Genomic DNA, 22,126 nt, shown 5'->3' on the forward strand with positions numbered 1-22,126 from the left:
CGCCCCCGCCGCGCGGCTCGCCGCGACCACCCCGGCCGCACCCAGGCCCGCGCCGCCGATGGCGGTCAGCGCGCGGCGCCGGTTCATCCGGTCGCGGCCCTCGTCGTGCTCCTGTTGCTCGGCCATACGTCAGCCACCCTTCGTTCTGACATGTGGGTTGACGGTCGGTCGACCGTCGGCGCGGCGACGCTATGCGCGACGGATGAGAGGCCGATGAGAGCAATCTGAGATTCATCGCGCCCCCGGCCACGGGCCGACCGCGAGTTCGGCTCCGGCCGGGCCGTCGAGGCCGATGGTGGTGTGCGGGGGGCGGGCGATCCGCGCATGGTCGGCGGATCGGGTGCCTGATCAGGTGTTGGAGATCCGTACCGGCAGTTCGGCGAGCCCGCGCAGAATCAGGTTGTCCTTGTAGCGCAGCGGGCCGGGCGTGAGCGTGACGTCGCGTCGCATGAGGGCGGTCAGGGCGGTCTGGCCCTCGATGCGGGCGAGCGGCGCGCCGAGGCAGAAGTGGATGCCCTGCCCGAACGCCAGGTGCCGGGGCGCCTCCGTCAGCCAGCGTGTCAGGTCCAGCCGGTCCGGGTCGGTGAAGACCTCCGGGTCGCGGTTGGCCGCGCCGAGCAGCAGCATGATCGGCTCGCCTCGGCCGATCCGTTGCCCGGCGATCTCGGCGTCCTCCAGGGCGACGCGCGCGCTGAGCTGGACCGGCGGGTCGTACCGCAGGAGCTCCTCCACCGCCGCGGCGGACTCGCCCGGGTTGTCGCGGAACCAGGCGAGCTGGTCCGGCGACCGCAGCAGCGCGAGGGTGCCGTTGGCGATGAGGTTGACCGTCGTCTCGTGGCCGGCGACGAGCAGCAGGACGCAGGTGGCGATCAGGTCGTCCTCGGAGAGCTCCTCGATGGCGACCAGCCCGCTCAGCAGGTCGTCTCCCGGAGCGGCGCGGCGCCGGGCGGCCAGCTCGCGGAAGTAGTCGCCGAACTCCTCGCGCGCACGGTCGCGATGGGCGAGTTCGGCCGGAGGTACCACGAAGTCCGGGTCGAGGCCGCGGGCGAGCGCGTCCGACCAGTCCTTGAACCGCTCCTCGTCCTCCGGCGGCACGCCGAGCATCTCGCTGATCACGATGACCGGCAGCGGGTGGGCCAGGCCCGCGATCAGGTCGACCTCGCCGTCGAGGCGGGCCAGCAGGTCGTCCACGATGGCGGACACGCGGGGGCGCAGGCGTTCGACCAGGCGGGCGGTGAAGGCGCGGCTGACCAGGCGGCGAAGTCTCGTGTGCTCGGGCGGGTCCAGGGTGAGGAACGACCGGACCCGCCGCGGCGGGCGGCCGGAGAGCCCCGTGTCGCCGTGGCCGAACCTCGGGTCGCGCAGCACCTGCGTGCACACCGCGAAGGAGGTCGAGAGCCACAGGCCGCGGGACGTACGGATCAGGGGGCCGTCCGCCCGCAGCGCGCGGTACTGGGCGTACGGGTCGGCGCTGAACTCCGGAGCGAACGGATCGAAGCCGAGAACGGAGTTGACGTCGGGCTGCGCGTCGGTCATGGAGTTCCCCCAGACGGTTCTCAGAGAAGCAGATGGTGCGCGGAGTACTCGATGCGTTCGCGGGCCCGCATCAGCAGTGCGGGGATCTCCCGTTCGGCCGCCTCGGTCAGCCGCGTGGCCGGGATGGACACGCTGATCGCGTCGCGGGCGGGACGCTGAAGGCGCAGGACGACGGCGAAGCAGCAGATGCCGGTGCTGTTCTCCTCGCGGTCGACGGCGTAGCCGCGTTCGCGTACGCGGCGCAGCTCCTCCGCCAGCGCCTGGTGGCCGGTGATGGTGTTCTCGGTCTGGCGTTCGAGCTCGTCGGGGAGGCGGGGCGCCGGGCGGTCGGCGAGCAGGGCCTTGCCGAGGGCGGTGCTGTGCACGGGCACGCGGCGGCCGACGCGTACGACGGGCCGCAGGTCGTGCCGGGAGGGCCGGGAGGACAGGTCGACCACCTCGGCGTCGTCGAGCCGGCCGAAGTGCACGGTCTCGCCGGTCGCCTCGGCGAGCCACTCGAGGGTCTCGTGCGCCATGCCGACCACCGGGTCACCGTCGATGTAGGAGGCGCCTACGAGCAGGGCCCGCATGCCGATGCGGTAGAGCGTGCCGGTCGGGTCGGTCTCCACCCAGCCGAGCTGCACGAGGGTGCGCAGGAGGGCGTACAGGCTGCTCTTGGGGTAGCCCAGCTCCTGCTGGATGGCCGTCAGGCTGTACATCCCGCCCTGACGGGCGAAGAAGTCGAGCAGCGCGACGGTGCGCATCGCGGACTTGACGCCCGGCCCGGTGGTGTCGGATGAGTCCATCCCCAGCCCCTCTAGAGCACCGACATACGCCATGTGCCACCCGAGATCCCGGCGATCACGCCGGAGCCGCGTCACAGCCTAGTGCGCTTCCTCCCGATTCAGATCTGTTCAGATATGAGAACAGTGGCTATGGTTATGGACACTTTGTGGCGACACCCCTCGGAGGAACCCCCATGGCCAAGATCGTTCTTGACCAGGTCGACAAGGCCTACAGCAACGACATCAAGGCGGTGAACAACCTCAGCCTGGAGATCGCGGATGGGGAGTTCATGGTGCTGGTCGGCCCGTCCGGCTGCGGAAAGTCCACCGCCCTGCGCATGATCGCGGGCCTGGAGGACATCACCGGCGGCGAGATCTCCATCGGCGACCGGGTCGTGAACGACCTCGCGCCGAAGGACCGCGACATCGCCATGGTGTTTCAGAACTACGCCCTCTACCCGCACATGACGGTCGAGCAGAACCTCGCCTTCGGCCTCCAGCTCCGCGGCACCTCCAAGGCGGAGATCAAGAAGCGCGTCGGCGACGCCGCCAAGATGCTCGGCCTGGAGCAGTTCCTCAAGCGCAAGCCGGCCAACCTCTCCGGTGGTCAGCGCCAGCGCGTCGCGATGGGCCGGGCGATCGTCCGCGAGCCGCAGGCGTTCTTGATGGACGAGCCGCTGTCCAACCTCGACGCCAAGCTCCGCGTCTCGATGCGCGCCTCGCTCAACCAGCTCCACGAGCGGCTGGGCGTCACGACGGTGTACGTCACGCACGACCAGATCGAGGCCATGACCCTCGGCGACCGCGTCTGCGTCCTCCGCGAGGGCGTGCTGCAGCAGGTCGACACGCCGCAGAACCTGTTCGACAGCCCGGTGAACCTGTTCGTCGCCGGCTTCATCGGCTCGCCCGCGATGAACTTCGTGAACGCCGACCTGGTCCGTGAGGGCGGCGGGGCCCGCGTCTCGTTCGCCGGGTACGAGCTGGCGGTGCCGGCCGAGACGTTCGCCGACAAGCCCGGCCTGGAGGAGTACACCGGCCGGTCGCTCATCCTCGGTATCCGCCCCTCCGACTTCGAGGACGCCGCCCACGGCGGTCAGGACTGGCCGACCGTGCAGGTCAGCGCGGACGTCACCGAAGAGCTCGGCAGCGAGATCAACGTCATCTTCGCCATCGACGCGCCGCCGGTGGAGCACAAGGACACCGCCGACCTCGCCAAGGACGAGGAGGACGAGGACAGCGCGATCCCGCTGACCGACAACAAGGCCCTGTGGACCGCCCGCGTCAACGCCCGCTCGCACGTGCGCCCGGGGCAGACGCTCGATCTGGCCGTCGACACGAGCCGCCTGCACTTCTTCGACGCGGAGAGCGGCCTGGCCATCGGCCACCCCGAGGCCGCTCAGGTCGAGGCCGTCAGCGCCTGACACGTCCCACGGATCGGACGACCGCCCGGAACCCCGGTGAACCGGGGGGCCGGGCGGTTTGCTCGACCCGGTGTCAGGGCCGCAGGATGCGGCGGCCGTCTCAGGCCCGCAGAAGCCCTCAGGCGGACTCGCGGACGACCAGTGACGGGGACAGCACCAGCCGGCGGTGCTCGTGCTCCTCGGTGGCGCCGGCCTCGGCGACCGCCAGCTCGGCCGCGGTCCAGCCGAGCTCGTGCCGCGGCTGCCGTACGGTCGTCAGCGGCACCACGGAGGTGCCGGCCAGCTCGATGTCGTCGTAGCCGACCACGCTGATCTCCTCGGGCACCTTGACGCCCGTCCGCAGCAGTGCGTTGACCAGGCCGATCGCCAGCAGGTCGTTGGCGCAGAACACTCCGGTCGGCAGCGGGTCCAGCTCCAGGAGCCGCCGGGCCGCCTCCCGGCCCGACGTCGGCGTCAGGTCGCGCTGGATGAGCGTGGTCAGGCTCTCCCCGGCCACGCCCGCGCGACGGGCGGCGGCGACCGCACCCTCGTACCGGTCGATGACCGGTTCGGAGTGCAGCGGGCCGGTGACGATCGCGAGGCGGCGGTGCCGGGCGGTCAGGTGGTCCACGGCGATCGCGCCGCCGGCGACGTGGTCCACGCGGGTGGAGCAGACCCCGTCGTACTCGCGGCGGTCGAGCACCACGACGGACAGGCCGCGGTCACGCAGCTCGGCGATGCGCTCGGCGTCGAGGCCGACCGGCGTGATGATCACTCCGCTGACGCGTTGTTCTTCGAGGAAGTCCAGACAGCGGCGCTCCTTGGCCGCCGAGCCGTCGCTCGTAGACCACAGGGCGTCGAAGCCGTCGGTGTTCATGGCCGCCTCGGCGCCCTGCGCGAGATCGGTGAAGTAGGGGTTGCCGAGGCTCTCCAGGACGACACCGAAGGTGCGGCTGCGCCCCTGGCGGAGCTGCCGGGCGCTCTCGTTGCGTACGAAGCCGAGCTCGCCGATGACCGCGCGCACGCGTTCACGGGTGGCTTCGGCCACCAGGTTTGGCCGGTTTAGGACATTCGAAACTGTCCCAACGGAGACACCTGCACGCATCGCCACATCCCGGATGCTGACGGGCGGCACGCTGTCTTCCTCTCGAGTTACGCGGTTTTCGCAGGTGAATGGCTGCGAAGAACTGTTTCCGAGGTGTTATGTAGCGAGCCGTTTTCATGCGGCTACGCAGCGTAGCATTTGAACGCTTGACGGTCCGGATCCGGCCGCCTAGCGTTCCGGTTCGAAGCCTAGCTTGAAACGATTCACGATCTTTGCCGGGATCGTTGTCGAAGGGATGGGGGCGAACAGCGCACCGATGACCCCGCCCGAACTCGTGGAATCCGCTCCCGGTCGCACCACCGGGACGTTTGTCCGCGCACTCGGGTTTACATCCCTTCTCGGAATCTCAACGTATGAATCGTTACTGGAGTTCCCGCGCCACGCAGCCGAATCGGCTCCGACGGCCACCTCCGGTCAAGCGCGTCAGGCCTACCCGTGCCCATGCGGCGTCCCGCCGTATCCCCGTAGTCATCACCAGGGACGAGGGAGGACGGAGTGGAACAGGCCACACTGACACGCCGTGGCACCGACGATCCGCGTCTGAGCGAGGACGAACTCCGGTTGCTCGCGCAGATCGCCACAGGTGTCACCGCAGATGTGGCAGCGCGGAAACTCGAACTCAGCGCGCGGACGCTACGGAGGCGACTGCGAACGATATGTGACCGGCTCAATGTGAACACCCCCATCGAAGCCGTTGTGTGGGCGGCACGACGGCAACTCATCTGACTTCCAGTACGTGAGCGGCTCGCGCGAGCGGCCAGACCGAGGGGGGTATCGGCCGCCCGCGGGTCACGGTCGGGCGGCCGGCGGCTAGGGTCACCTGTTTGTGGAGACAGCTATCCGCCGGGCCCGCGCGACGGACGTCCGGGCGATCCGGCGGCTGGTGGACCTGTACGCCGGCCCGGGCCGGCTACTCGCCAAGCCGACCGTGACGCTCTATGAGGACGTCCAGGAGTTCTGGGTCGCGGAAGATTCGCGGACCGGCGCCGTCGTGGGTTGCGGCGCGCTGCATGTCATGTGGGAGGACCTCGCCGAGGTCCGTACGGTCGCGGTGGATCCTGCCTGCCGCGGCCACGGAGTGGGGCACCACATCGTCACGCGCCTTCTGGAGACCGCGCGAGAACTCGGGGTCCGGCGCGTCTTCTGCCTTACCTTCGAGGTGTCCTTCTTCTCCCGGCACGGGTTCCGACGGCTGCAGGGCAGCCCGGTGGCGCCCGAGGTGTACGAAGAGCTCCTGCGCTCCTACGACGACGGCGTGGCGGAGTTCCTCGACCTCGACCGGGTGAAGCCGAACACCCTGGGCAACACCCGGATGTTGCTCCACCTGGAAGGCGAGCGATGAGCCACTACGAGCCGGTCGAGGAACTGACGCTGGCGCCGGTGATGCGCCGCGCCGGTGCCCGGGTGATCGACGCCGGATTACTCGGCATCGTGGGCTTCGCCCTGGTCCTCCCGTTCATGGTGGCCGCGGTGGGCCTGGACGAACCGGGCAGCCAGGGAAAGGACTCCTCCGTCTGGTCGGGGCCGGCCCTGTTCGGGTGGGTCCTCGTCATCGGGATCCTGCCGTTCGCGTACGAGGCGGTGCAGCTCGCCCTGTGGGGTCAGACGCTCGGTAAGCGGGTCATGAGCCTGCGGGTGCTGGCCGAGAGCGGCGAACCGATGCGGCCGGCGCAGGCGGTCGGCCGCGCGGCCGTCAACAACCTGCTCTACCTGTTCGGCTGCGGCGTCGGCACGCTCATGGCCTACCTGTGGGCGATCTGGGACCAACCGCTGCACCAGTCCCTCCACGACCGGCTCAGCGCCACGGTCGTGGTCGACGACCGGGAGTTCGAGATCGAATGACGTACGAGGCCGTGCTCGCGGAGCCGTCACAGCGACTGGTCGCGCGCCTGGTGGACACGCTCATCGTCGGCGTTCCCCTGGCCACCGCCGCCACCGAGATCTTTCCGCGCGAGACCGCGCAGACCGTCGTCGCGCCGATCGGGTTCGCCGTGGTGTACCTGGTGTACGAGGTCGTGCAGCTCGCGCTCTGGGGCCGTACGGTCGGCAAGCGGCTGACCGGCGTCCAGGTGATCTCGGCCGACGGCGCGCGCCTGCGCGTGAGCCAGGCGCTGGTCCGCTCGGCGATCTACGCCGTGCCGCCCGCGGCCCGGCCGGTGCCGGTGCTCAACGTGCTCGCGGGCATCTTCTGGCTCGCCGAGATCGGCCTGCTCTTCGAGGGAGAGCACCGGCAGGCCCTGCACGACCGCGCCGCCGGCACGCTCGTCGTCGACGTCCGGCCCCGCGCGGCCCGGCCGCCCGTGAGCGAGGAGCCTCCGGCCGAGGGTTGAGCGGGTCACGCCTCCCGGCGGCGCAGGTTGGTCTTCTTCGCCTGGTTCCCGCAGACGTCCATCGAGCACCAGCGCCGGGTGCCCGGCCGGGAGTTGTCGAGGAACAGCGCGCCGCACCGGGGCCCGGCGCACGCCCGCAGCCGTGCGGCGGCCGGTGAGGTGACGAGGTCGAGCGCGTCCCGCGCGATGAGAGACAGCGACGCGGCGACCGGGTCATCCGCGTGCCAGCGCAGCCGCCCGGTGCCGTCGACGGCCGGTATCGGCGTGGCGTGAGCGGCCGCCCGGTTGACCGCCGCACCGGATTCCGTTGCGTGCCGACGGCCCGTGCGGGCCGCGTCGACCAGGTCACGGATCGCCTCGCGCAGGGCATGCGCCTCCGCGACACCTACGGATTCCGAAGGGGAGACCTCCAGCGGGCCGAACTGCCCGATCCAGGCGGCGAGGGCGGCGGCATCGGGGAGCTCCTCGGCCTCCGACGGCGTCCCCGGCCATCGGAGGGTGCGGATGAAGTCGAGGCACAGCCGCCCGGCGCCCTGCCGGAAACGGATCGTCGAGGTGGCCACGGACCCCACCATACCGGCGGAACCGGTTTAACTGGTACCTTCGCCGAACCGGTTTGACAGGTTCCAAAGTGAGGTCGCCGTTGCCCCCCACGTCCATCGACGCGCCGTCGCCGTCCCGCCGCACGATCCTCGTCCTGGCCCTGGCCTGCGGTGTCGCCGTGGCCAACGTCTACTTTCCCCAGGCGATCAGCCCGCTGATCGCCGCCGGGCTGCACACGTCGCCGGGTACGGCCACGCTTGTCACCACGGCCGCGCAGTTCGGCTACGCCGCCGGGATCTTCCTCCTGGTCCCGCTCGGCGACCGGCTGCCGCACCGGCGCCTGATCGTGACGCTGCTCGTCCTCACCGGCCTCGGCCTGCTGGCGGCCGGTGTCGCCCCCGTGCTGCCGGTCCTCGTCGTCGCGAGCGCCGTGGTGGGCGCGACGACCGTCGTCCCCCAGGTGATCATCCCGATGGCGGCCGGCCTGGTGTCCGCCGGCCGGCGCGGAGCGGTGACCGGCACGCTGCTCAGCGGGCTCATCGGCGGCATCCTGCTCGCCCGCACGTTCAGCGGCACGGTCGGGGCGTGGCTCGGCTGGCGCGGCCCGTACCTGATCGCCGCCGCCCTCGTGCTGCTGCTGACGCCGGCCCTGGCCCTCGTGATTCCCGCGACCGCCCCGTCCTCACGAGAGCGCTACCCGGCGCTGGTCGCCGCCTCCGTACGGCTGATGCGCACCGAGCCGGACCTGCGTCGCTCCTGCTGGTACCAGGCGTCCCTGTTCGGCGGCTTCAGCGCCGCCTGGACCAGCGTCGCGCTGGTCGTCAGCGGGCCGGTGTACGGTCTCGGCGCGCAGGCCGTGGGCCTGATCGCGCTCGTCGGGGCGGCGAGCATGTTCTGCACGCCGGTCGCGGGCCGGCTGGCCGACCGGCGCGGCCCCGACCGGGTCAACCTCATCAGCATGCTGCTCGCCATCGTCTCGGCCGTCGTGCTGGCCCTCGGGGCCCTCGGCGGCGCCGTAGGCATGATCGCCCTGGTCCTCGGCATGCTGCTGATCGACGTGGCCGTTCAGTGCGGCCAGGTCGCCAACCAGGCGCGCATCTTCGCGCTGCACCCCGACGAGCGCAGCCGGCTCAACACCGCGTACATGACCTGCGCGTTCCTCGGCGGAAGCGCCGGCTCATGGCTGGGCGTCCGTGCGTACACCCGGTTCGGGTGGGCCGGCGTCTGCGGCCTGGTGGCACTCGCCGCCGTGCTGGCGCTCGGTCGTCACCTGTTCAGAGGAGGCGGAGCTGCTGGTCGCGCGGTCGGCGGCGAGCGGCCTGCTCGGGCCGCGTGACGTACTTGCCGGGGATGCCGCGCAGGAACGGCGACGGGTCGCGGCGCCGGGAGCCGGACAGGTACAGCGACGACCGCGCTCGCGTCATGCCGACGAAGAACAGGCGGCGTTCCTCGTCCTCGTCGGTGTCCGGCAGACGCATCGGCAGCAGGCCGTCCTCGCAGCCGACGATGAACACGACCGGGAACTCCAGGCCCTTCGAGGCGTGCAGCGTCAGCAGCGCGATCCGGTCGGCGCGCGGGTCGAACGCGTCCACCTCGGCGCCCAGGGCCAGCTCGCCGAGGAACGTCTCCAGGTCGTCGCCGCAGCGGACGGCGAGCGGCGTGAGCAGCTCGGCCGCCGTGCGCAGGACCGTCTCGTCGTGGAGCTCGGTGAGCGCGGCCACCGCCGCGCGGATCCGCCCGGTCAGCTCGCCGCCGTGGTGCCGCAGCTCGTGCGCGACCTCCCGTACGCCCGGCCGTTTCAGGAGGCGGTCGTGTGAGCGCTTCTGGTACGGCATGCCCGCGCGCGTCAGCGCCTCCATGACCGGCTCGGCCTGGGCGGAGGACCGGTAGAGCACGGCGATGTCGGAGAAGTCGAGGTGCTCGTCGTGGTGCCCGTCGGCCCGTCCCGAGTCGAGAGAGTGGAACGACGCGCCGCCCAGCAGCCGGTCGATGGTCGAGGTGACGAAGGCGGCCTCGGCCTGCGCGTCGGCGCTCTCCTGCACGATGATCAGCCGCTCGCCGGGCCGCTGCGGGTCCAGGACCCGGTCCGGTACGAGGCTGGTGGCCCGGATGGCGGCCACCGCGCCGTGCACGATCGCCGGGGCGGACCGGTAGTTGCGGGTCAGCAGCACCTCCGTCGCCGAGGCGAAGTCGTCGGCGAACCGGAGGAAGAAGCCGACGTCCGCGCCGCGGAAGGCGTAGATCGCCTGGTCGGGGTCGCCGATCGCGGTGAGGTTGCCCTCCGCGTCGGAGAGCAGGCGGAGCAGGGAGTACTGCGTCTCGTCGACGTCCTGGTACTCGTCCACGCTGATCCACGGCCAGCGCTCGCGGTAGCGCGCGGTCAGGTCCGGATCGTCGCCGAGCAGCATCACCGGCAGGCGCAGCAGGTCGGTGAAGTCGGCCAGGCCGCGTTCGCGCAGCCGCTTCTCGAACGAACCACGCTCCTCAGGATCACCCGGGCCGCCCGCGCCGTCGAAGCCGGAGAGGAGCCGCCGCGCCTCCTTGTCGGACCCGGTCATCTCCCGGGCGATCTCCAGCCGTTCGGTCTCGTCGGCGATGCGGAAGTCCGCCGGCAGGCCGGCGCGCTCGTGCTGCTCCCGCAGGATCAGCGCGCCCAGGCCGTGGAAGGTGGTGACGGTGAGGCGGGTGGCGCGGCCCGGCAGCAGCGCCTCCAGGCGTTCGCGCATCTCGTCGGCGGCGCGGCGCGTGAACGTGATCGCCAGGCACTGCTCCGGCTCCACGTCGCGCTCGGCGACGAGATGGGCGATCCGGTGGGTCAGCGTCCGGGTCTTGCCGGTGCCGGGGCCCGCGATGATCAACAGCGGGCCGCCCGGGTGCGCGGCGGCCACACGCTGATCGGGGTCGAGGCCGTCGAGGATCGAGGATCTCTCGTCGGCCTCGGCCGCCTCGGCGGCCTCGAGGATGTCCTGCTGACCCTCGATCGGCGGCTCGGCAAGCGGGGAAGTGTCGTCGACGGGCGTTTCGTCCTGCGGGACGTCTTCCCTCTTGGGCGAATCGGGCCGTACGGGCTCGGCGGGAAGGTCGAAGAGCCCGGTGTCGTCAGGGGCGCCGAGCAGCCCGACGGCGCGTTTGCCCTCACGGCGCAGCTCGCCGGGCGCGAACAGGCGGATCACGCCGTACTCGCCGTCGAACCCGGCGTCGCGGATCACCTCGCCGCGCCGGAGCCGGCCGATCGCCTCGGCCAGCAGCTCGCCCCCTGCCGCACGCAGGTCGTCCAGGGGCACGCCGTCGAGGATCGACAGCTCCGGGCCGAGCGCGGAGACCAGCTCGGCGATGTGGCCGAGCACCGACTTCGAGCGCGGGCCGACCCCGCGGATCTCGCTGACGATCTCGGGCAGCGGGATCAGGTTGCGAAAGTCCGCGGCGCCCTCCGGCCGGCGGCCCTCCGGGTGGGCGGCGAGCTCGTCGACGCGGTAGAGCACGCCGACGGTGAGCGGGCGGCCGCAAGACGGGCACCGGCCGCCGTGCGCCTTCGTCTCCTCCGGTTCCAGGCGCACGCCGCACTTGCGATGACCGTCGAGGTGATACTTGCCCTCCTCCGGGAAGAACTCGACGCTGCCGCCGTATCCCCGGCCGGTCTCCAGGGCGGCGCGCACCGCGAAGTAATCCATCTCCGTGGTGAACATCGACGCCTCGCGGGCAAGTGCCGGTGGTGAATGCGCATCAGAGTTGCTCACGAGGCGGTAGTGGTCGAGAGAGGGCACCCGCCAGTTCATCAGCGGATCGGAGGAGAGGCCGGTCTCCACGGCGAATATGTGGTCCGCCAGGTCGTCGTAGCAGTCGGCCACGGCATCGAAACCGGACTTCGAACCGAGGACGGAGAACCACGGCGTCCAGACATGCGCCGGAATCAGGTACGAGCCGGGGTCGCTCTGCAACGTGATCTCGAGCAAGTGTCGCGAGTCCAGGCCGAGTATCGGGCGCCCGTCTGACGCGAGATTCCCGATCTTCGCAAGCGCGGCGGTGATGCGTTCGGCCGCCTCGAAGGACGGAGAATAAAGGAGATGGTGTACCTTCCGCGTGCGTTCACCCTTTTTGTAGATGGTCGAGATCTCGACTGAGAGGAGAAAACGAACCGGTTGGCGGCAGGCGGGCGGTAGTGTTCGGCTCACTCGGCGTTCGAGGTCGGGTCGCAGCCGGAACAGCCCCGGTTCTGCGGGCACGAGGTTCTCCCGCAGCTCGTCCATCCACGCGGGGTGGGTGAAATCGCCGGTGCCCACGAGCGACACGCCTTTGCGGCCCGCCCACCACGCCAGGTGTTCAAGGTCACAGTCCTTGCTGCAGGCGCGGGAGTACTTCGAATGGATATGAAGGTCCGCGTAGAACGTCACGTCGTCGCCCGCCGTCTCTCGGATCGCGCTGGTACCGCATTGGATCCTGTCATGCTCCGGGCCTTAAGATCGCCGGATCGCGCCGACCGATGGATTCCATGGTGCATGTTCGCTGCTCATGATCCCCGAGTCGGTGTGCGAGCCCGCCAGGTCACGCATTCCGTGGTGGTCGCTGCCTGTTAAGTGCCGGTACGTGAGGGTTATTCGAGCGATACGTGGGCTCAGGTGTGCGGGAGACCCCTCTCTACTTTTCGGACAGGGTGGTCGTCCGTCGGACCGGCACGCTCCGCTCCCGGGCCCGGGGACCGGAACGACTCGCCGCAGCGTATCGACGCCCCATCGGACGGCCGCCGGATGAGCCTCCGGCGGGTCCGCTGGACCAGATGTCGTGGAGCGGCCGGGCCGAAAGCCGGGGCGGTGTGTGTCCCGCATGCGACTGCGGGACAATTCAAGGGCAGGGGCCGTACGCGCCCAGGTCCGCTTGGGTGACAGCTTGGGTGACCTCTTGGGTGACAGGTCCGATAACGCGAGAACGGAAGGCATGGGCCGATGTGGAACGACCTTGCTGCGCTCGTCCCCCCTCTCACGGTGGCCGCCGTGTTCTTCGCGGGCGTGTTCTGGGTGGTGCGGAGAGAGATGGGCGGTAAGCGGAGGCGGGAAGACGCGCCGGAGAAGCGCCGGTCGGGACAGTAAGCCCGCCGCCGCCCGATGGATTGCCGGTGATTACGCACCGTAACGTGCGTGCTAAACTTCCTGCGTTGGAATTGTCATCGGGAGCCACGGAGGTATATCTTTGGCAACCGAATGCAGTTTGCTCCGGTGAAAGGTCAGTCTCCATGGCAGAGCAGATCATTAAGCGCCTCATCGACGACATCGATGGGGGGGAGGCAGAGGAGACGGTCCAGTTCTCTCTCGACGGCGTCCCATATGAGATCGATCTGAGCGCCGCCAACGCTAAGAAGGTGCGGGATTCCCTGGCGCCGTTCGTGGAGCACGCTCGCAAGGCCGGTGGGGGTGCCGCCGGTGGCCGCCGGCGTCGGAGCCGCGCGGCGTCGAGCCGCGAGCGCAGCGCGGACATCCGCGCGTGGGCGAAGGCGCGTGGCATCAAGGTCAACGAGCGTGGACGCATCCCGGCGACCGTCGTCGAGGAGTACGAGCGCGCGCACTGATCGAACACAGCTCCGGTGAGTGGCCCGTCGCCCGGCCCCAGGGGGCGGCGGGCCGTTCGCTTGCGGCGTACGGGGAACATCACGGCCCCGCGCGGTAGTTGGATGAGGATGAACGGGCTTGCCCAGGGGAACGTCTTCCGTTGGGACTACCGAGTGGCGGCGTCTGCCGGGCGGGCTAGCATGCGGAAGGACAGAGTCGGATATTCCGGCTACTGCCCAACCGCTCTGTGAGGAGCGACGAGATGTTCGAGAGGTTTACGGACCGCGCGCGGCGGGTTGTCGTCCTGGCTCAGGAAGAGGCCAGGATGCTCAACCACAACTACATCGGCACCGAGCACATCCTCTTGGGCCTCATCCACGAGGGCGAAGGGGTTGCCGCCAAGGCTCTGGAGAGCCTGGGCATCAGCCTCGAAGCCGTGCGCCAGCAGGTCGAGGAGATCATCGGCCAGGGGCAGCAGGCACCTTCGGGACACATCCCGTTCACTCCGCGGGCGAAGAAGGTCCTTGAGCTCTCGCTGCGTGAGGCGCTTCAGCTCGGCCACAACTACATCGGGACCGAGCACATCCTGCTCGGCCTGATCCGCGAGGGCGAGGGTGTGGCCGCCCAGGTTCTGGTGAAGCTGGGTGCCGATTTGAACCGCGTGCGGCAGCAGGTGATCCAGTTGCTGCACGGGTACCAGGGCAAGGAGCCCGCCTCCTCGGGCGGGCCTTCGGAGGCGGCCCCGTCGACCTCCCTTGTGCTGGACCAGTTCGGCCGCAACCTGACGCAGGCCGCGCGCGAAGGCAAGCTCGACCCGGTCATCGGGCGCGAGAAAGAGATCGAGCGGGTCATGCAGGTGCTGTCCCGCCGTACCAAGAACAACCCGGTCCTGATCGGTGAGCCCGGCGTCGGCAAGACGGCGGTGGTCGAGGGGCTGTCCCAGAAGATCGTCAAGGGCGAGGTCCCCGAGACGCTGAAGGACAAGCAGCTCTACACCCTCGACCTGGGCGCACTGGTGGCCGGTTCCCGCTACCGCGGTGACTTCGAAGAGCGCCTGAAGAAGGTGCTCAAGGAGATCCGCACCCGCGGCGACATCATCTTGTTCATCGACGAGCTGCACACGCTGGTCGGTGCGGGTGCCGCCGAGGGCGCGATCGACGCCGCCAGCATCCTCAAGCCGATGCTGGCCCGCGGTGAGCTGCAGACCATCGGCGCGACGACGCTCGACGAATACCGCAAGTACCTGGAGAAGGACGCCGCGCTCGAGCGCCGCTTCCAGCCGATCCAGGTCGCCGAGCCGTCGCTCAGCCACACGATCGAGATCCTCAAGGGCCTGCGTGACCGCTACGAGGCCCACCACCGCGTCTCGATCACCGACGGCGCGCTCGTGGCCGCGGCCCAGCTGGCCGACCGCTACATCAGCGACCGGTTCCTGCCGGACAAGGCGATCGACCTCATCGACGAGGCCGGCTCGCGCATGCGCATCCGCCGCATGACCGCGCCGCCGGACCTGCGCGAGTACGACGAGAAGATCGCCGACGTGCGCCGGGACAAGGAGTCCGCGATCGACGCGCAGGACTTCGAGAAGGCCGCCGCGCTGCGCGACCGGGAGAAGCAGCTTCTCCAGGCCAAGGCGCAGCGGGAAAAGGAATGGAAGGCCGGCGACATGGACGTCGTCGCCGAGGTCACCGAGGAGCTGATCGCGGAGGTCCTCGCGACGGCGACCGGCATTCCGGTCTTCAAGCTCACCGAGGAGGAGAGCGCCCGGCTGCTCCGCATGGAGGACGAGCTCCACAAGCGGGTCATCGGCCAGAACGACGCGATCAAGGCGCTGTCCCAGTCGATCCGCCGCACGCGCGCGGGTCTGAAGGACCCCAAGCGCCCGGGTGGTTCGTTCATCTTCGCGGGCCCGTCGGGTGTCGGTAAGACCGAGCTGTCCAAGACCCTCGCCGAGTTCCTCTTCGGCGACGAGGACGCGCTGATCCAGCTGGACATGTCCGAGTTCATGGAGAAGCACACGGTCTCGCGGCTGTTCGGGTCCCCGCCCGGATACGTCGGCTACGAAGAGGGCGGCCAGCTGACCGAGAAGGTCCGCCGCAAGCCGTTCTCCGTGGTCCTGTTCGACGAGATCGAGAAGGCCCACCCGGACATCTTCAACTCGCTGTTGCAGATCCTGGAGGACGGGCGCCTCACCGACGCCCAGGGCCGCGTGGTCGACTTCAAGAACACGGTCGTGATCATGACGACCAACCTCGGCACGCGCGACATCTCCAAGGGCCTGTCGGTCGGCTTCGCGCGGGAGAACGACGAGCAGGGTTCGTACGACCGGATGAAGGCGAAGGTCAACGAGGAGCTCAAGCAGCACTTCCGGCCGGAGTTCCTCAACCGCGTCGACGACACGGTCGTCTTCCACCAGCTCACGCCGAAGGAGATCATCCAGATCGTGGATCTGATGATCGCCAAGGTCGACGAGCGGCTCAAGGACCGCGACATGGGCATCGAGCTGCGCCAGGATGCCAAGGACCTGCTGGCCGAGCGCGGCTACGACCCGGTCCTGGGCGCCCGGCCGCTGCGCCGCACCATCCAGCGGGAGATCGAGGACAACCTGTCCGAGAAGATCCTGTACGGCGAACTGCGCGCAGGCGAGATCGTCACGGTCGGCGTCGAGGGCACCGGCGAGACGGCGAAGTTCACCTTCGTCGGCGAGCCCAAGCCCGAGCCCGCCGTCCCGGCCACACCCGCCACCGCCGGCGAGCCGGTCAACCACCCGTAACCGCACGACCCGACCGAGACCCGCGTTCCACCGAGGAACGCGGGTCTCGTTGCGTTCGACCGGACGATGGAAGCGGGGGCACCTGCCGCCGTTGAGGGTCTTGAACGGCTCGCAGCCAGCGGATGATCTTTCTGGAGGCTTGTTCCCGGCGGTGCGACGAGTGGCGTAGGCGCGGTCTCGGGGTGTGGGCGGACGCGATGAGGTGGAGGACACGCTTGGTCGGGCGACCGCCGCCGCACGATGGCCGGTCCGCCCCGCCCTCGCCTCGCCCGAAGGCCAACGCCTCCACGACCGGGCGTGAGGCCGTTAAACGGTCCCTGAACCCCTCCAGACGCGGCTGAGGCCCGCCAGGCGTGGTTCTCGGGCGCCCGGCGCGGGTGCCGCCGTCTCGCCGGTCGAGAGCGCGGTGGTGTCGCCAGCACCACCCCCGGTCCGGGGTTCAGGGCCAGAGACTCCCGTATTCATCCTTGCGAAGGTCTTCGTGGACACCAGATCACCGGAGGGGAGATCCCATGACGACCACGGTGGCTCCGCAGGCGAAGGCGGCCCGAGGGCCGGAGCGGCGACGGAGAGGCCGCCCGTGGGCGCTGCTCGTGCTCGGCGTGGTGTGCGCGGCCGCGCTGGTGTACCTGCTGACCGCCTACATCCCGCCGGAGATGAGCCGCAGTCGCGTCCCGGAGACCGGCATCTTCGCCTACGTGCTGCTCGTCACGCACATCTTCACGGCTTCGGTGGCGCTCATCGCGGGCCCGTTGCAGTTCTGGCCGTGGCTTCGGCGGCACCGTAAGGCGCACCGCTGGATCGGACGCGCCTACCTCTTCGTCGGCGTGTTCCCCAGCGCGGTGATCAGCATTCCGGTCTCGCTGCAGACCTCCTCGTTCGGGGTGAGCAGCCAGCTGGCGACCGGAATCTTTTCGATCGTGTGGTTCGGTACCGGCTACGCGGCCTACCGTGCCGCCCGACGGCGCCGGTACGCCGACCACCGGCAGTGGATGATCCGGAACTTCGCGCTGACCTTCGGCAAGGTCACCAACACGCTGCTCCAGGTACCGGTGTACCTCCTCGTCGCGGCGCAGGACGGCTCGATCGGCCGCGGTGACGACGCGACCCTGATCACGCACGACATCGCCGGGACGACCTCCTGGCTCGCATTCGTGCTGAACCTGCTGATCGTGGAGTGGTACATCCAGCGCCGCTACGGCTCCCTTCGCGCCTCGCGCACGGTCGCCCCGGCCTCCCGTGCCACCGCCACGAACGAGCCCGGTCAGGCGACGGGCGTACCGCTCAGCTAGGGAGGGCGTAGCGGCCGTCGTCCAGGGGATCGACCAGGCCGTCCTCGATGAGGGCGGCCAGGGAGCGTTCGCGCTGGAGGGCGTCGGCCCACACGTCGTCCAGGAGGGCCTTCTCCACGGGGCCCTCGGCGTGGCGTAGGACGGCGAGGAGGCTGCCGCGGCACTGGCGGTCGGTGCCCGCGTACGTCTGGCCCTTGCGCGGCGGGCCGTCGTACGGGGGCTTGCCGGCCAGGCGCCACGTGCACTCCGTCACCAGCGGGCAGTCGGCGCAGCGCGGTGTCCGGGCCGTGCAGACCAGGGCGCCGAGCTCCATGATCGCCACGGACCAGCGGGCGGCCACCGGCGGGTCCTCCGGCAGCAGGGACTCCGCGATGCGGATCTCGGCGGCCGTCTGGGTCTTCGACGGGTACTCCACTCCGGTGACCACGCGGGCCAGCACGCGCCGGACGTTGGTGTCCAGCACGGCGTGCCTCCTGCGGTACGCGAAGCTGGCGACGGCCGCGGCCGTGTACGCGCCGACGCCTGGCAGGGCGCGCAACTCGTCGTAGTCGGCCGGGACCACGCCGTCGTGGCGTTCGGTGATCGCGCGGGCGCTCGCGTGCAGGTTGAGTGCGCGCCGCGGATAGCCGAGGCGGCCCCAGGCCCGTACGGCCTCGCCGGGCGGTTCCTTGGCCAGGTCGGCCGGGGTGGGCCAGCGGGTGAGCCACGCCTCGTACACGGGCAGCACGCGGACGACCGGGGTCTGCTGGAGCATGATCTCGCTGACGAGTACGGCCCAGGGCGAGGCGTCGGGTCGGCGCCACGGCAGATCCCGGGCATGCTCGGCGTACCAGGTCAGAACGGGTTCGGCGTATCTGGGTTCATGCATGACGCAATCGATCCTGGCACGGCGGGTCGCGGCAACGCGCGGTGATCGAAAAAGCATACTGAGCGTATGGAGTCAGATACCGACCGTACATATTTGGATCCGGATGTCGAGGACGACTCGGGTGACGTGGAGGCGTACTGGCGTCGGCGCGTGTACGTCCTGGCGGGCGGGATCACTCTCATCGGCCTGGTGGCGTGGGCGTGCTCCGGCTCGGGCCACAAACGATCGACGGCGCAGGTGCGCAACGCCGCCGCCACCATGAGCCCGGCGGTGACCTCTCCCGCCGCGGCCGCGGCCTCGGCCCCGACACCGACGCCGGCCGCCACCGTAACGGTGACCGCGTCCCCGACCGCGCTTCCGGGGGCGCCCAAGCACGCCGGTGACGGCTGTGCCCCGCGCGACGTCGTGGTGGGCCTGACTCCGGCGGGCACGGTGTTCAAGGGCCGACAGCATCCGAGGTTCGGTCTGAGCGTGGTCAACACGGGCCGCCGCGCGTGCACGTTCGACGTCGGCCCGAAGGCCCTGCTGATCCGCATCTCGTCCGGCTCCGACCGGGTCTGGTCCTCAGACCGGTGCGTCTCCGGCGCGAGCCAGAACATCCAGATGCTCCAGCGCGGCATCCCGTACCTGGCGACACTCGACTGGGACCGCCGCCGCTGCAACAGCGACACCCACGCCGCACCGGGCACGTACGTCATCGCTGTGGCGGCGCCGGGCATCAAGAGTCACCGTGAGGTCTTCCGACTCCGCTGAGGCCGTCTCCGCGCCGTACAGGCCCGTCCTAGGGTCGCGGCTCGACGGCCGGTGCCACGGATCGCCGTGATCATGCCGGTAGCGACAGATATGGCGTGGGGTCCCGCTGTGATCTTCCGTCCTGCACGGCCACCAGCCGGTCGGCGAACGGCTCGGCATCAGCGCCGAGATCCGGCTCCCAGCGATGCAGCACCAGGCCATGGAAGCGGACGACACGCCCGGTCCCGCATGTCCTCTCGACCCCCGCGACGTCGCTGAACGCCTGGAACATGTTCCCGAGGTCGGCCAGCAACCGCCCGTCGGCGTGCTGGGCCAGCAGAGGAAACACCTCCTGCTCCTCGTGCAGGAGCGCCTGACGCGACTCCACGATGAGCCTGGTGATCAGCACGTCGAACGCGTGGCTGTCCGGCTTGGTCACGCTCAGGTCGGCCAGTATCCGTTCCACCCGGGCGTCGTGATCGACATGCTGCGTCGAGTCGACGGCCCATTCGGGCACGACCTCGCGGACCGCCGGATACAGGTACAGCTCCTCGGCGACCACATGGCGGAGCAGCTCGTCGGTCATCTCGCCGACGAGCCGGCCGCGCGCCGGGCCGCGGGCCGCCAGCCGTACGAGCAGATCTCCGAGACGACGGTGGTCGTCCACGAGCACACCGATCAATGAGCCGTCATCGCCGTTCATACGGAAACCCCCACCGGCAGGATCGCAACCGTGTGGACGCGAGGACCATTGCGTTAGGTCACTTTCGGGATGGACCTCCAGACATTTTCGCGGGGCTGAAGGTCCCGGCCTCGCGTCACGTGACGGCGGTCAGACGTAGCGTTCGAGGATGGAGGACTCAGCCAGGCGGGACAGGCCCTCGCGGACGCTGCGGGCGCGGGCCTCGTCCACGCCGCCGACCGTCTGCAGGTCGTCGATGCCCGCGGCCAGGAGCTTCTGCAGTCCGCCGAAGTGCTCCACCAGGCGCTCGACCACCAGGCTCGGCATCCGGGGGACCTTGGCCAGGAGGCGGTAGCCCTTCGGGCTCACCGGGATGTCCAGCGGGTCGTTGCCGGAGAACGCCAGCACGTCCGCCACCGTCGTCAGGTCGAGGAGCTCGCTGGCCGACAGGTGGTTGAGGGACTCCAGGACGTCGGCGACCGGGCGGGGGCCGCGGCCCTGGGGCTGGTAGTCGCGGACGATGAGCTCGCGGTCGGCGTCGACGCCGGAGACCAGCTCGTCGAGCTGGAGCGACAGCAGGCGGCCGTCGGTGCCGAGCTCGACCACGTAGCCGTTGATCTCGTCGGCGATGCGGCGGACCATCTCCAGGCGCTGCACGACGGCGCTGACGTCGCGGACGGTGACGAGGTCCTCGATCTCCAGGGCGGACAGCGTGCCGGCGACCTCGTCGAGGCGCAGCTTGTAGCGTTCGAGCGTGGCGAGCGCCTGGTTGGCGCGGGACAGGATGGCCGCCGAGTCCTCCAGGACATAGCGCTGGCCGTCGAGATAAAGCGCGATTATGCGCATCGACTGGCTGACCGACAGCACTGGGAAGCGGGTCTGCTTCGCCACCCGCTCGGCGGTGCGGTGGCGGGTGCCCGACTCCTCGGTCGGGATGGTCGGGTCGGGCATCAGGTGGACGCCGGCGCGGACGATGCGGGTGCAGGTGCTGTCGATGACGATCGCACCGTCCATCTTCGCCAACTCGCGCAGGCGCGTTGAGGAGAACTCCACATCGAGCTGGAAGCCACCCGTGCAGAGGCCGGCGACGATCTTGTCGTATCCGAGAACGATCAGACCGCCGGTGTGGCCGCGCAGGATGCGTTCGAGCCCGTCGCGGAGTTGGGTCCCCGGCGCGACGGCGGCGAGGGTGGCGCGCCGACGCTCGTCTTTACCCTTGTCATGTGCTGGCACGTGACCCCCGGAGGTCGCTGGACGGCGGTCAGTTTATCGGTGAACGCGTCTCGCAGCCTCCTCCGCTCGGCTCAAAGTGGAGGGGCCATGGTCATGCTTCGGGACCACGCGTGGCGAACGCGATGTCCAACGCGGACCAGACGGCGTCCGTTTCCACCACTTGCATACCCTCATCGGTCACGATCGTGCCACTCGACCGCGCGGTGGGGTCGAGCGAGCCCGTGGGCACGATCGCGCGCCGGTAGCCGAGCCGCGCGGCCTCCGACAGCCGGCGCTTGGCCGCCTGCACTCCGCGCACCTCGCCGGCCAGCCCGACCTCGCCGAACGCCACGAGATCGGCGGGCAGCGTCAGGTCGTTGGCGGCGCCCGTGACGGCCAGCGCCACCGCGAGGTCGACCGACGGCTCGCCCAGGCGCACGCCGCCGACCGTCGCGGCGTACACGTCGCGGTCGTGCAACTTGACCCCGCACCGTCGCTGGAGCACCGCCAGCATCATCGCCACCCGTGAGGAGTCGAGGCCGGAGGTCATCCGCCGGGGGTTGGCCAGCGGCGAGGGCGCGACCAGCGACTGGACCTCGGCGACGAGCGGCCGCCGGCCCTCGAGCGTGACGGTGACGCAGGTGCCGGGCGCGGGCTTCTCCTGCCGGGTGAGGAACAGGCCGCTCGGGTCCGGCAGCCCCACGATGCCCATCTCCGACAGGTCGAAGCAGCCCAGCTCGTCGGTCGGGCCGTAGCGGTTCTTCACCGCACGGATCATGCGCAGGCGGCTGTGCCGGTCGCCCTCGAAGTAGAGGACCACGTCGACCAGGTGCTCCAGGACGCGCGGGCCGGCGATCGAGCCGTCCTTGGTCACGTGGCCGACGACGACCGTGGTGATGCCGCGCTCCTTCGCGACGCGGATGAGGTTCGCCGCGACCTCGCGCACCTGGCTCACCCCACCCGGCGCGCCGTCGATCTCGGCCGAGCCGATCGTCTGGATCGAGTCGACGACGACCAGCTCGGGCGCCACGGAGTCGACCTGCCCGAGCACGGCCGACAGGTCGGTCTCGGCGGCGAGGTAGAGCTTGGCGGCGATGGCCCCGACCCGGTCGGCGCGCAGGCGCACCTGCTCGGCGGACTCCTCGCCGGTGACGTAGAGCACCGGGCCGCGCGCGGCGTGCAGGGCCGCGACCTCGAGCAGCAGGGTCGACTTGCCGATGCCCGGCTCGCCGGCGAGCAGCATCACCGCGCCGGGCACCAGCCCGCCGCCTAGGACCCGGTCGAGCTCGTCCAGCCCGGTCGCGGTCGTCTGCGCGGCCTGCACGTCGACCTCGCCGATCGGCCGCGCG

Annotated in this window: 19 protein-coding genes; 10 read left to right on the forward strand and 9 right to left on the reverse strand. The window is 70.3% G+C overall.

Going from position 1 to position 22,126, the window contains the following annotated elements; genetic code table 11:
- Positions 1 to 348: 348 nt before the first annotated feature.
- Both ACFFNX_RS14665 and ACFFNX_RS14670 read right to left on the reverse strand, forming a co-directional pair.
- Positions 349 to 1,536, reverse strand: a complete 1,188-nt coding sequence (locus ACFFNX_RS14665) for a cytochrome P450 (protein ID WP_378201067.1) — start codon at positions 1,534 to 1,536, stop codon at positions 349 to 351.
- A 20-nt stretch (positions 1,537 to 1,556) separates the two neighbouring features.
- Positions 1,557 to 2,321: an IclR family transcriptional regulator gene (locus ACFFNX_RS14670; protein WP_378201071.1), complete on the reverse strand. Its 765-nt coding sequence runs from the start codon at positions 2,319 to 2,321 to the stop codon at positions 1,557 to 1,559.
- Positions 2,322 to 2,494: 173 nt separating this feature from the next.
- On the opposite strand from ACFFNX_RS14670, the gene ACFFNX_RS14675 reads away from it, so the two are divergent.
- Entirely contained in the window at positions 2,495 to 3,721 is a 1,227-nt protein-coding gene (locus tag ACFFNX_RS14675) for an ABC transporter ATP-binding protein (protein WP_378201074.1), read from the forward strand.
- A 118-nt stretch (positions 3,722 to 3,839) separates the two neighbouring features.
- Here the strand turns inward: ACFFNX_RS14675 and ACFFNX_RS14680 are convergent, their stop codons facing one another.
- The gene (locus tag ACFFNX_RS14680) at positions 3,840 to 4,835 is read right to left on the reverse strand and encodes a LacI family DNA-binding transcriptional regulator (protein ID WP_378201077.1); all 996 of its coding nucleotides are present in this window, start codon (positions 4,833 to 4,835) and stop codon (positions 3,840 to 3,842) included.
- A 465-nt stretch (positions 4,836 to 5,300) separates the two neighbouring features.
- Between ACFFNX_RS14680 and ACFFNX_RS14685 the strand changes: the two genes are divergently transcribed.
- From ACFFNX_RS14685 to ACFFNX_RS14700, 4 genes are all read left to right on the forward strand, one after another.
- The gene (locus ACFFNX_RS14685; RefSeq protein ID WP_285578311.1) at positions 5,301 to 5,531 is read left to right on the forward strand and encodes a LuxR C-terminal-related transcriptional regulator; all 231 of its coding nucleotides are present in this window, start codon (positions 5,301 to 5,303) and stop codon (positions 5,529 to 5,531) included.
- Positions 5,532 to 5,625: 94 nt separating this feature from the next.
- The gene (locus ACFFNX_RS14690) at positions 5,626 to 6,147 is read left to right on the forward strand and encodes an amino-acid N-acetyltransferase (RefSeq protein ID WP_378201120.1); all 522 of its coding nucleotides are present in this window, start codon (positions 5,626 to 5,628) and stop codon (positions 6,145 to 6,147) included.
- On the forward strand, positions 6,144 to 6,647 hold the full coding sequence (locus ACFFNX_RS14695) for an RDD family protein (RefSeq protein ID WP_378201081.1): 504 nt from the start codon (positions 6,144 to 6,146) through the stop codon (positions 6,645 to 6,647). Before ACFFNX_RS14690 ends, ACFFNX_RS14695 begins: the two co-directional genes overlap by 4 nt.
- Positions 6,644 to 7,135: an RDD family protein gene (locus ACFFNX_RS14700; protein WP_378201084.1), complete on the forward strand. Its 492-nt coding sequence runs from the start codon at positions 6,644 to 6,646 to the stop codon at positions 7,133 to 7,135. The genes ACFFNX_RS14695 and ACFFNX_RS14700 overlap by 4 nt, the downstream gene beginning before the upstream one ends.
- 5 nt (positions 7,136 to 7,140) lie before the next feature.
- On the opposite strand, the gene ACFFNX_RS14705 is transcribed toward ACFFNX_RS14700, so the two are convergent.
- The gene (locus tag ACFFNX_RS14705) at positions 7,141 to 7,698 is read right to left on the reverse strand and encodes a CGNR zinc finger domain-containing protein (RefSeq protein WP_378201087.1); all 558 of its coding nucleotides are present in this window, start codon (positions 7,696 to 7,698) and stop codon (positions 7,141 to 7,143) included.
- 80 nt (positions 7,699 to 7,778) lie between these two features.
- Between ACFFNX_RS14705 and ACFFNX_RS14710 the strand changes: the two genes are divergently transcribed.
- Positions 7,779 to 9,014 (forward strand): MFS transporter, encoded by a 1,236-nt coding sequence (locus tag ACFFNX_RS14710; RefSeq protein WP_378201090.1) that lies wholly within the window; start codon positions 7,779 to 7,781, stop codon positions 9,012 to 9,014.
- Here the strand turns inward: ACFFNX_RS14710 and ACFFNX_RS14715 are convergent.
- Complete coding sequence (locus tag ACFFNX_RS14715) at positions 8,953 to 11,631, reverse strand: UvrD-helicase domain-containing protein (protein ID WP_378201093.1); 2,679 nt, start codon at positions 11,629 to 11,631, stop codon at positions 8,953 to 8,955. The genes ACFFNX_RS14710 and ACFFNX_RS14715 overlap by 62 nt on opposite strands.
- A gap of 1,274 nt (positions 11,632 to 12,905) precedes the next feature.
- Here ACFFNX_RS14715 and ACFFNX_RS14720 point away from each other — a divergent pair.
- The 3 genes from ACFFNX_RS14720 to ACFFNX_RS14730 all read left to right on the forward strand — a co-directional run bounded on the left by ACFFNX_RS14720 (position 12,906) and on the right by ACFFNX_RS14730 (position 17,283).
- Positions 12,906 to 13,238, forward strand: a complete 333-nt coding sequence (locus tag ACFFNX_RS14720; protein WP_345472122.1) for a histone-like nucleoid-structuring protein Lsr2 — start codon at positions 12,906 to 12,908, stop codon at positions 13,236 to 13,238.
- Between the two features lie 242 nt (positions 13,239 to 13,480).
- A complete protein-coding gene (locus ACFFNX_RS14725) occupies positions 13,481 to 15,991 on the forward strand; it encodes an ATP-dependent Clp protease ATP-binding subunit (protein WP_378201098.1) in 2,511 nt (836 codons plus the stop codon).
- Positions 15,992 to 16,503: 512 nt separating this feature from the next.
- Complete coding sequence (locus ACFFNX_RS14730) at positions 16,504 to 17,283, forward strand: DUF2306 domain-containing protein (protein ID WP_378201101.1); 780 nt, start codon at positions 16,504 to 16,506, stop codon at positions 17,281 to 17,283.
- On the opposite strand, the gene ACFFNX_RS14735 is transcribed toward ACFFNX_RS14730, so the two are convergent.
- Entirely contained in the window at positions 17,276 to 18,151 is an 876-nt protein-coding gene (locus tag ACFFNX_RS14735) for an HhH-GPD family protein (protein WP_378201104.1), read from the reverse strand. The genes ACFFNX_RS14730 and ACFFNX_RS14735 overlap by 8 nt on opposite strands.
- A gap of 66 nt (positions 18,152 to 18,217) precedes the next feature.
- On the opposite strand from ACFFNX_RS14735, the gene ACFFNX_RS14740 reads away from it, so the two are divergent.
- Positions 18,218 to 18,904 carry a hypothetical protein gene (locus tag ACFFNX_RS14740; RefSeq protein WP_378201107.1) on the forward strand — a complete coding sequence of 229 codons (687 nt, stop codon included), beginning with the start codon at positions 18,218 to 18,220 and terminating at the stop codon, positions 18,902 to 18,904.
- A gap of 70 nt (positions 18,905 to 18,974) precedes the next feature.
- Here the strand turns inward: ACFFNX_RS14740 and ACFFNX_RS14745 are convergent, their stop codons facing one another.
- The 3 genes from ACFFNX_RS14745 to radA form a co-directional block, all read right to left on the reverse strand.
- Positions 18,975 to 19,586: a hemerythrin domain-containing protein gene (locus ACFFNX_RS14745; RefSeq protein WP_378201110.1), complete on the reverse strand. Its 612-nt coding sequence runs from the start codon at positions 19,584 to 19,586 to the stop codon at positions 18,975 to 18,977.
- A gap of 129 nt (positions 19,587 to 19,715) precedes the next feature.
- Entirely contained in the window at positions 19,716 to 20,798 is a 1,083-nt protein-coding gene (disA, locus tag ACFFNX_RS14750; protein WP_378201113.1) for a DNA integrity scanning diadenylate cyclase DisA, read from the reverse strand.
- A gap of 91 nt (positions 20,799 to 20,889) precedes the next feature.
- Positions 20,890 to 22,126, reverse strand: a 1,237-nt coding sequence (gene radA, locus ACFFNX_RS14755) for a DNA repair protein RadA (protein WP_378201116.1), incomplete at its 5' end; no start/stop codon positions are given.

This window comes from Actinoallomurus acaciae (assembly GCF_042429965.1).
GTDB classification, from domain to species: Bacteria; Actinomycetota; Actinomycetes; order Streptosporangiales; family Streptosporangiaceae; genus Actinoallomurus; species Actinoallomurus acaciae.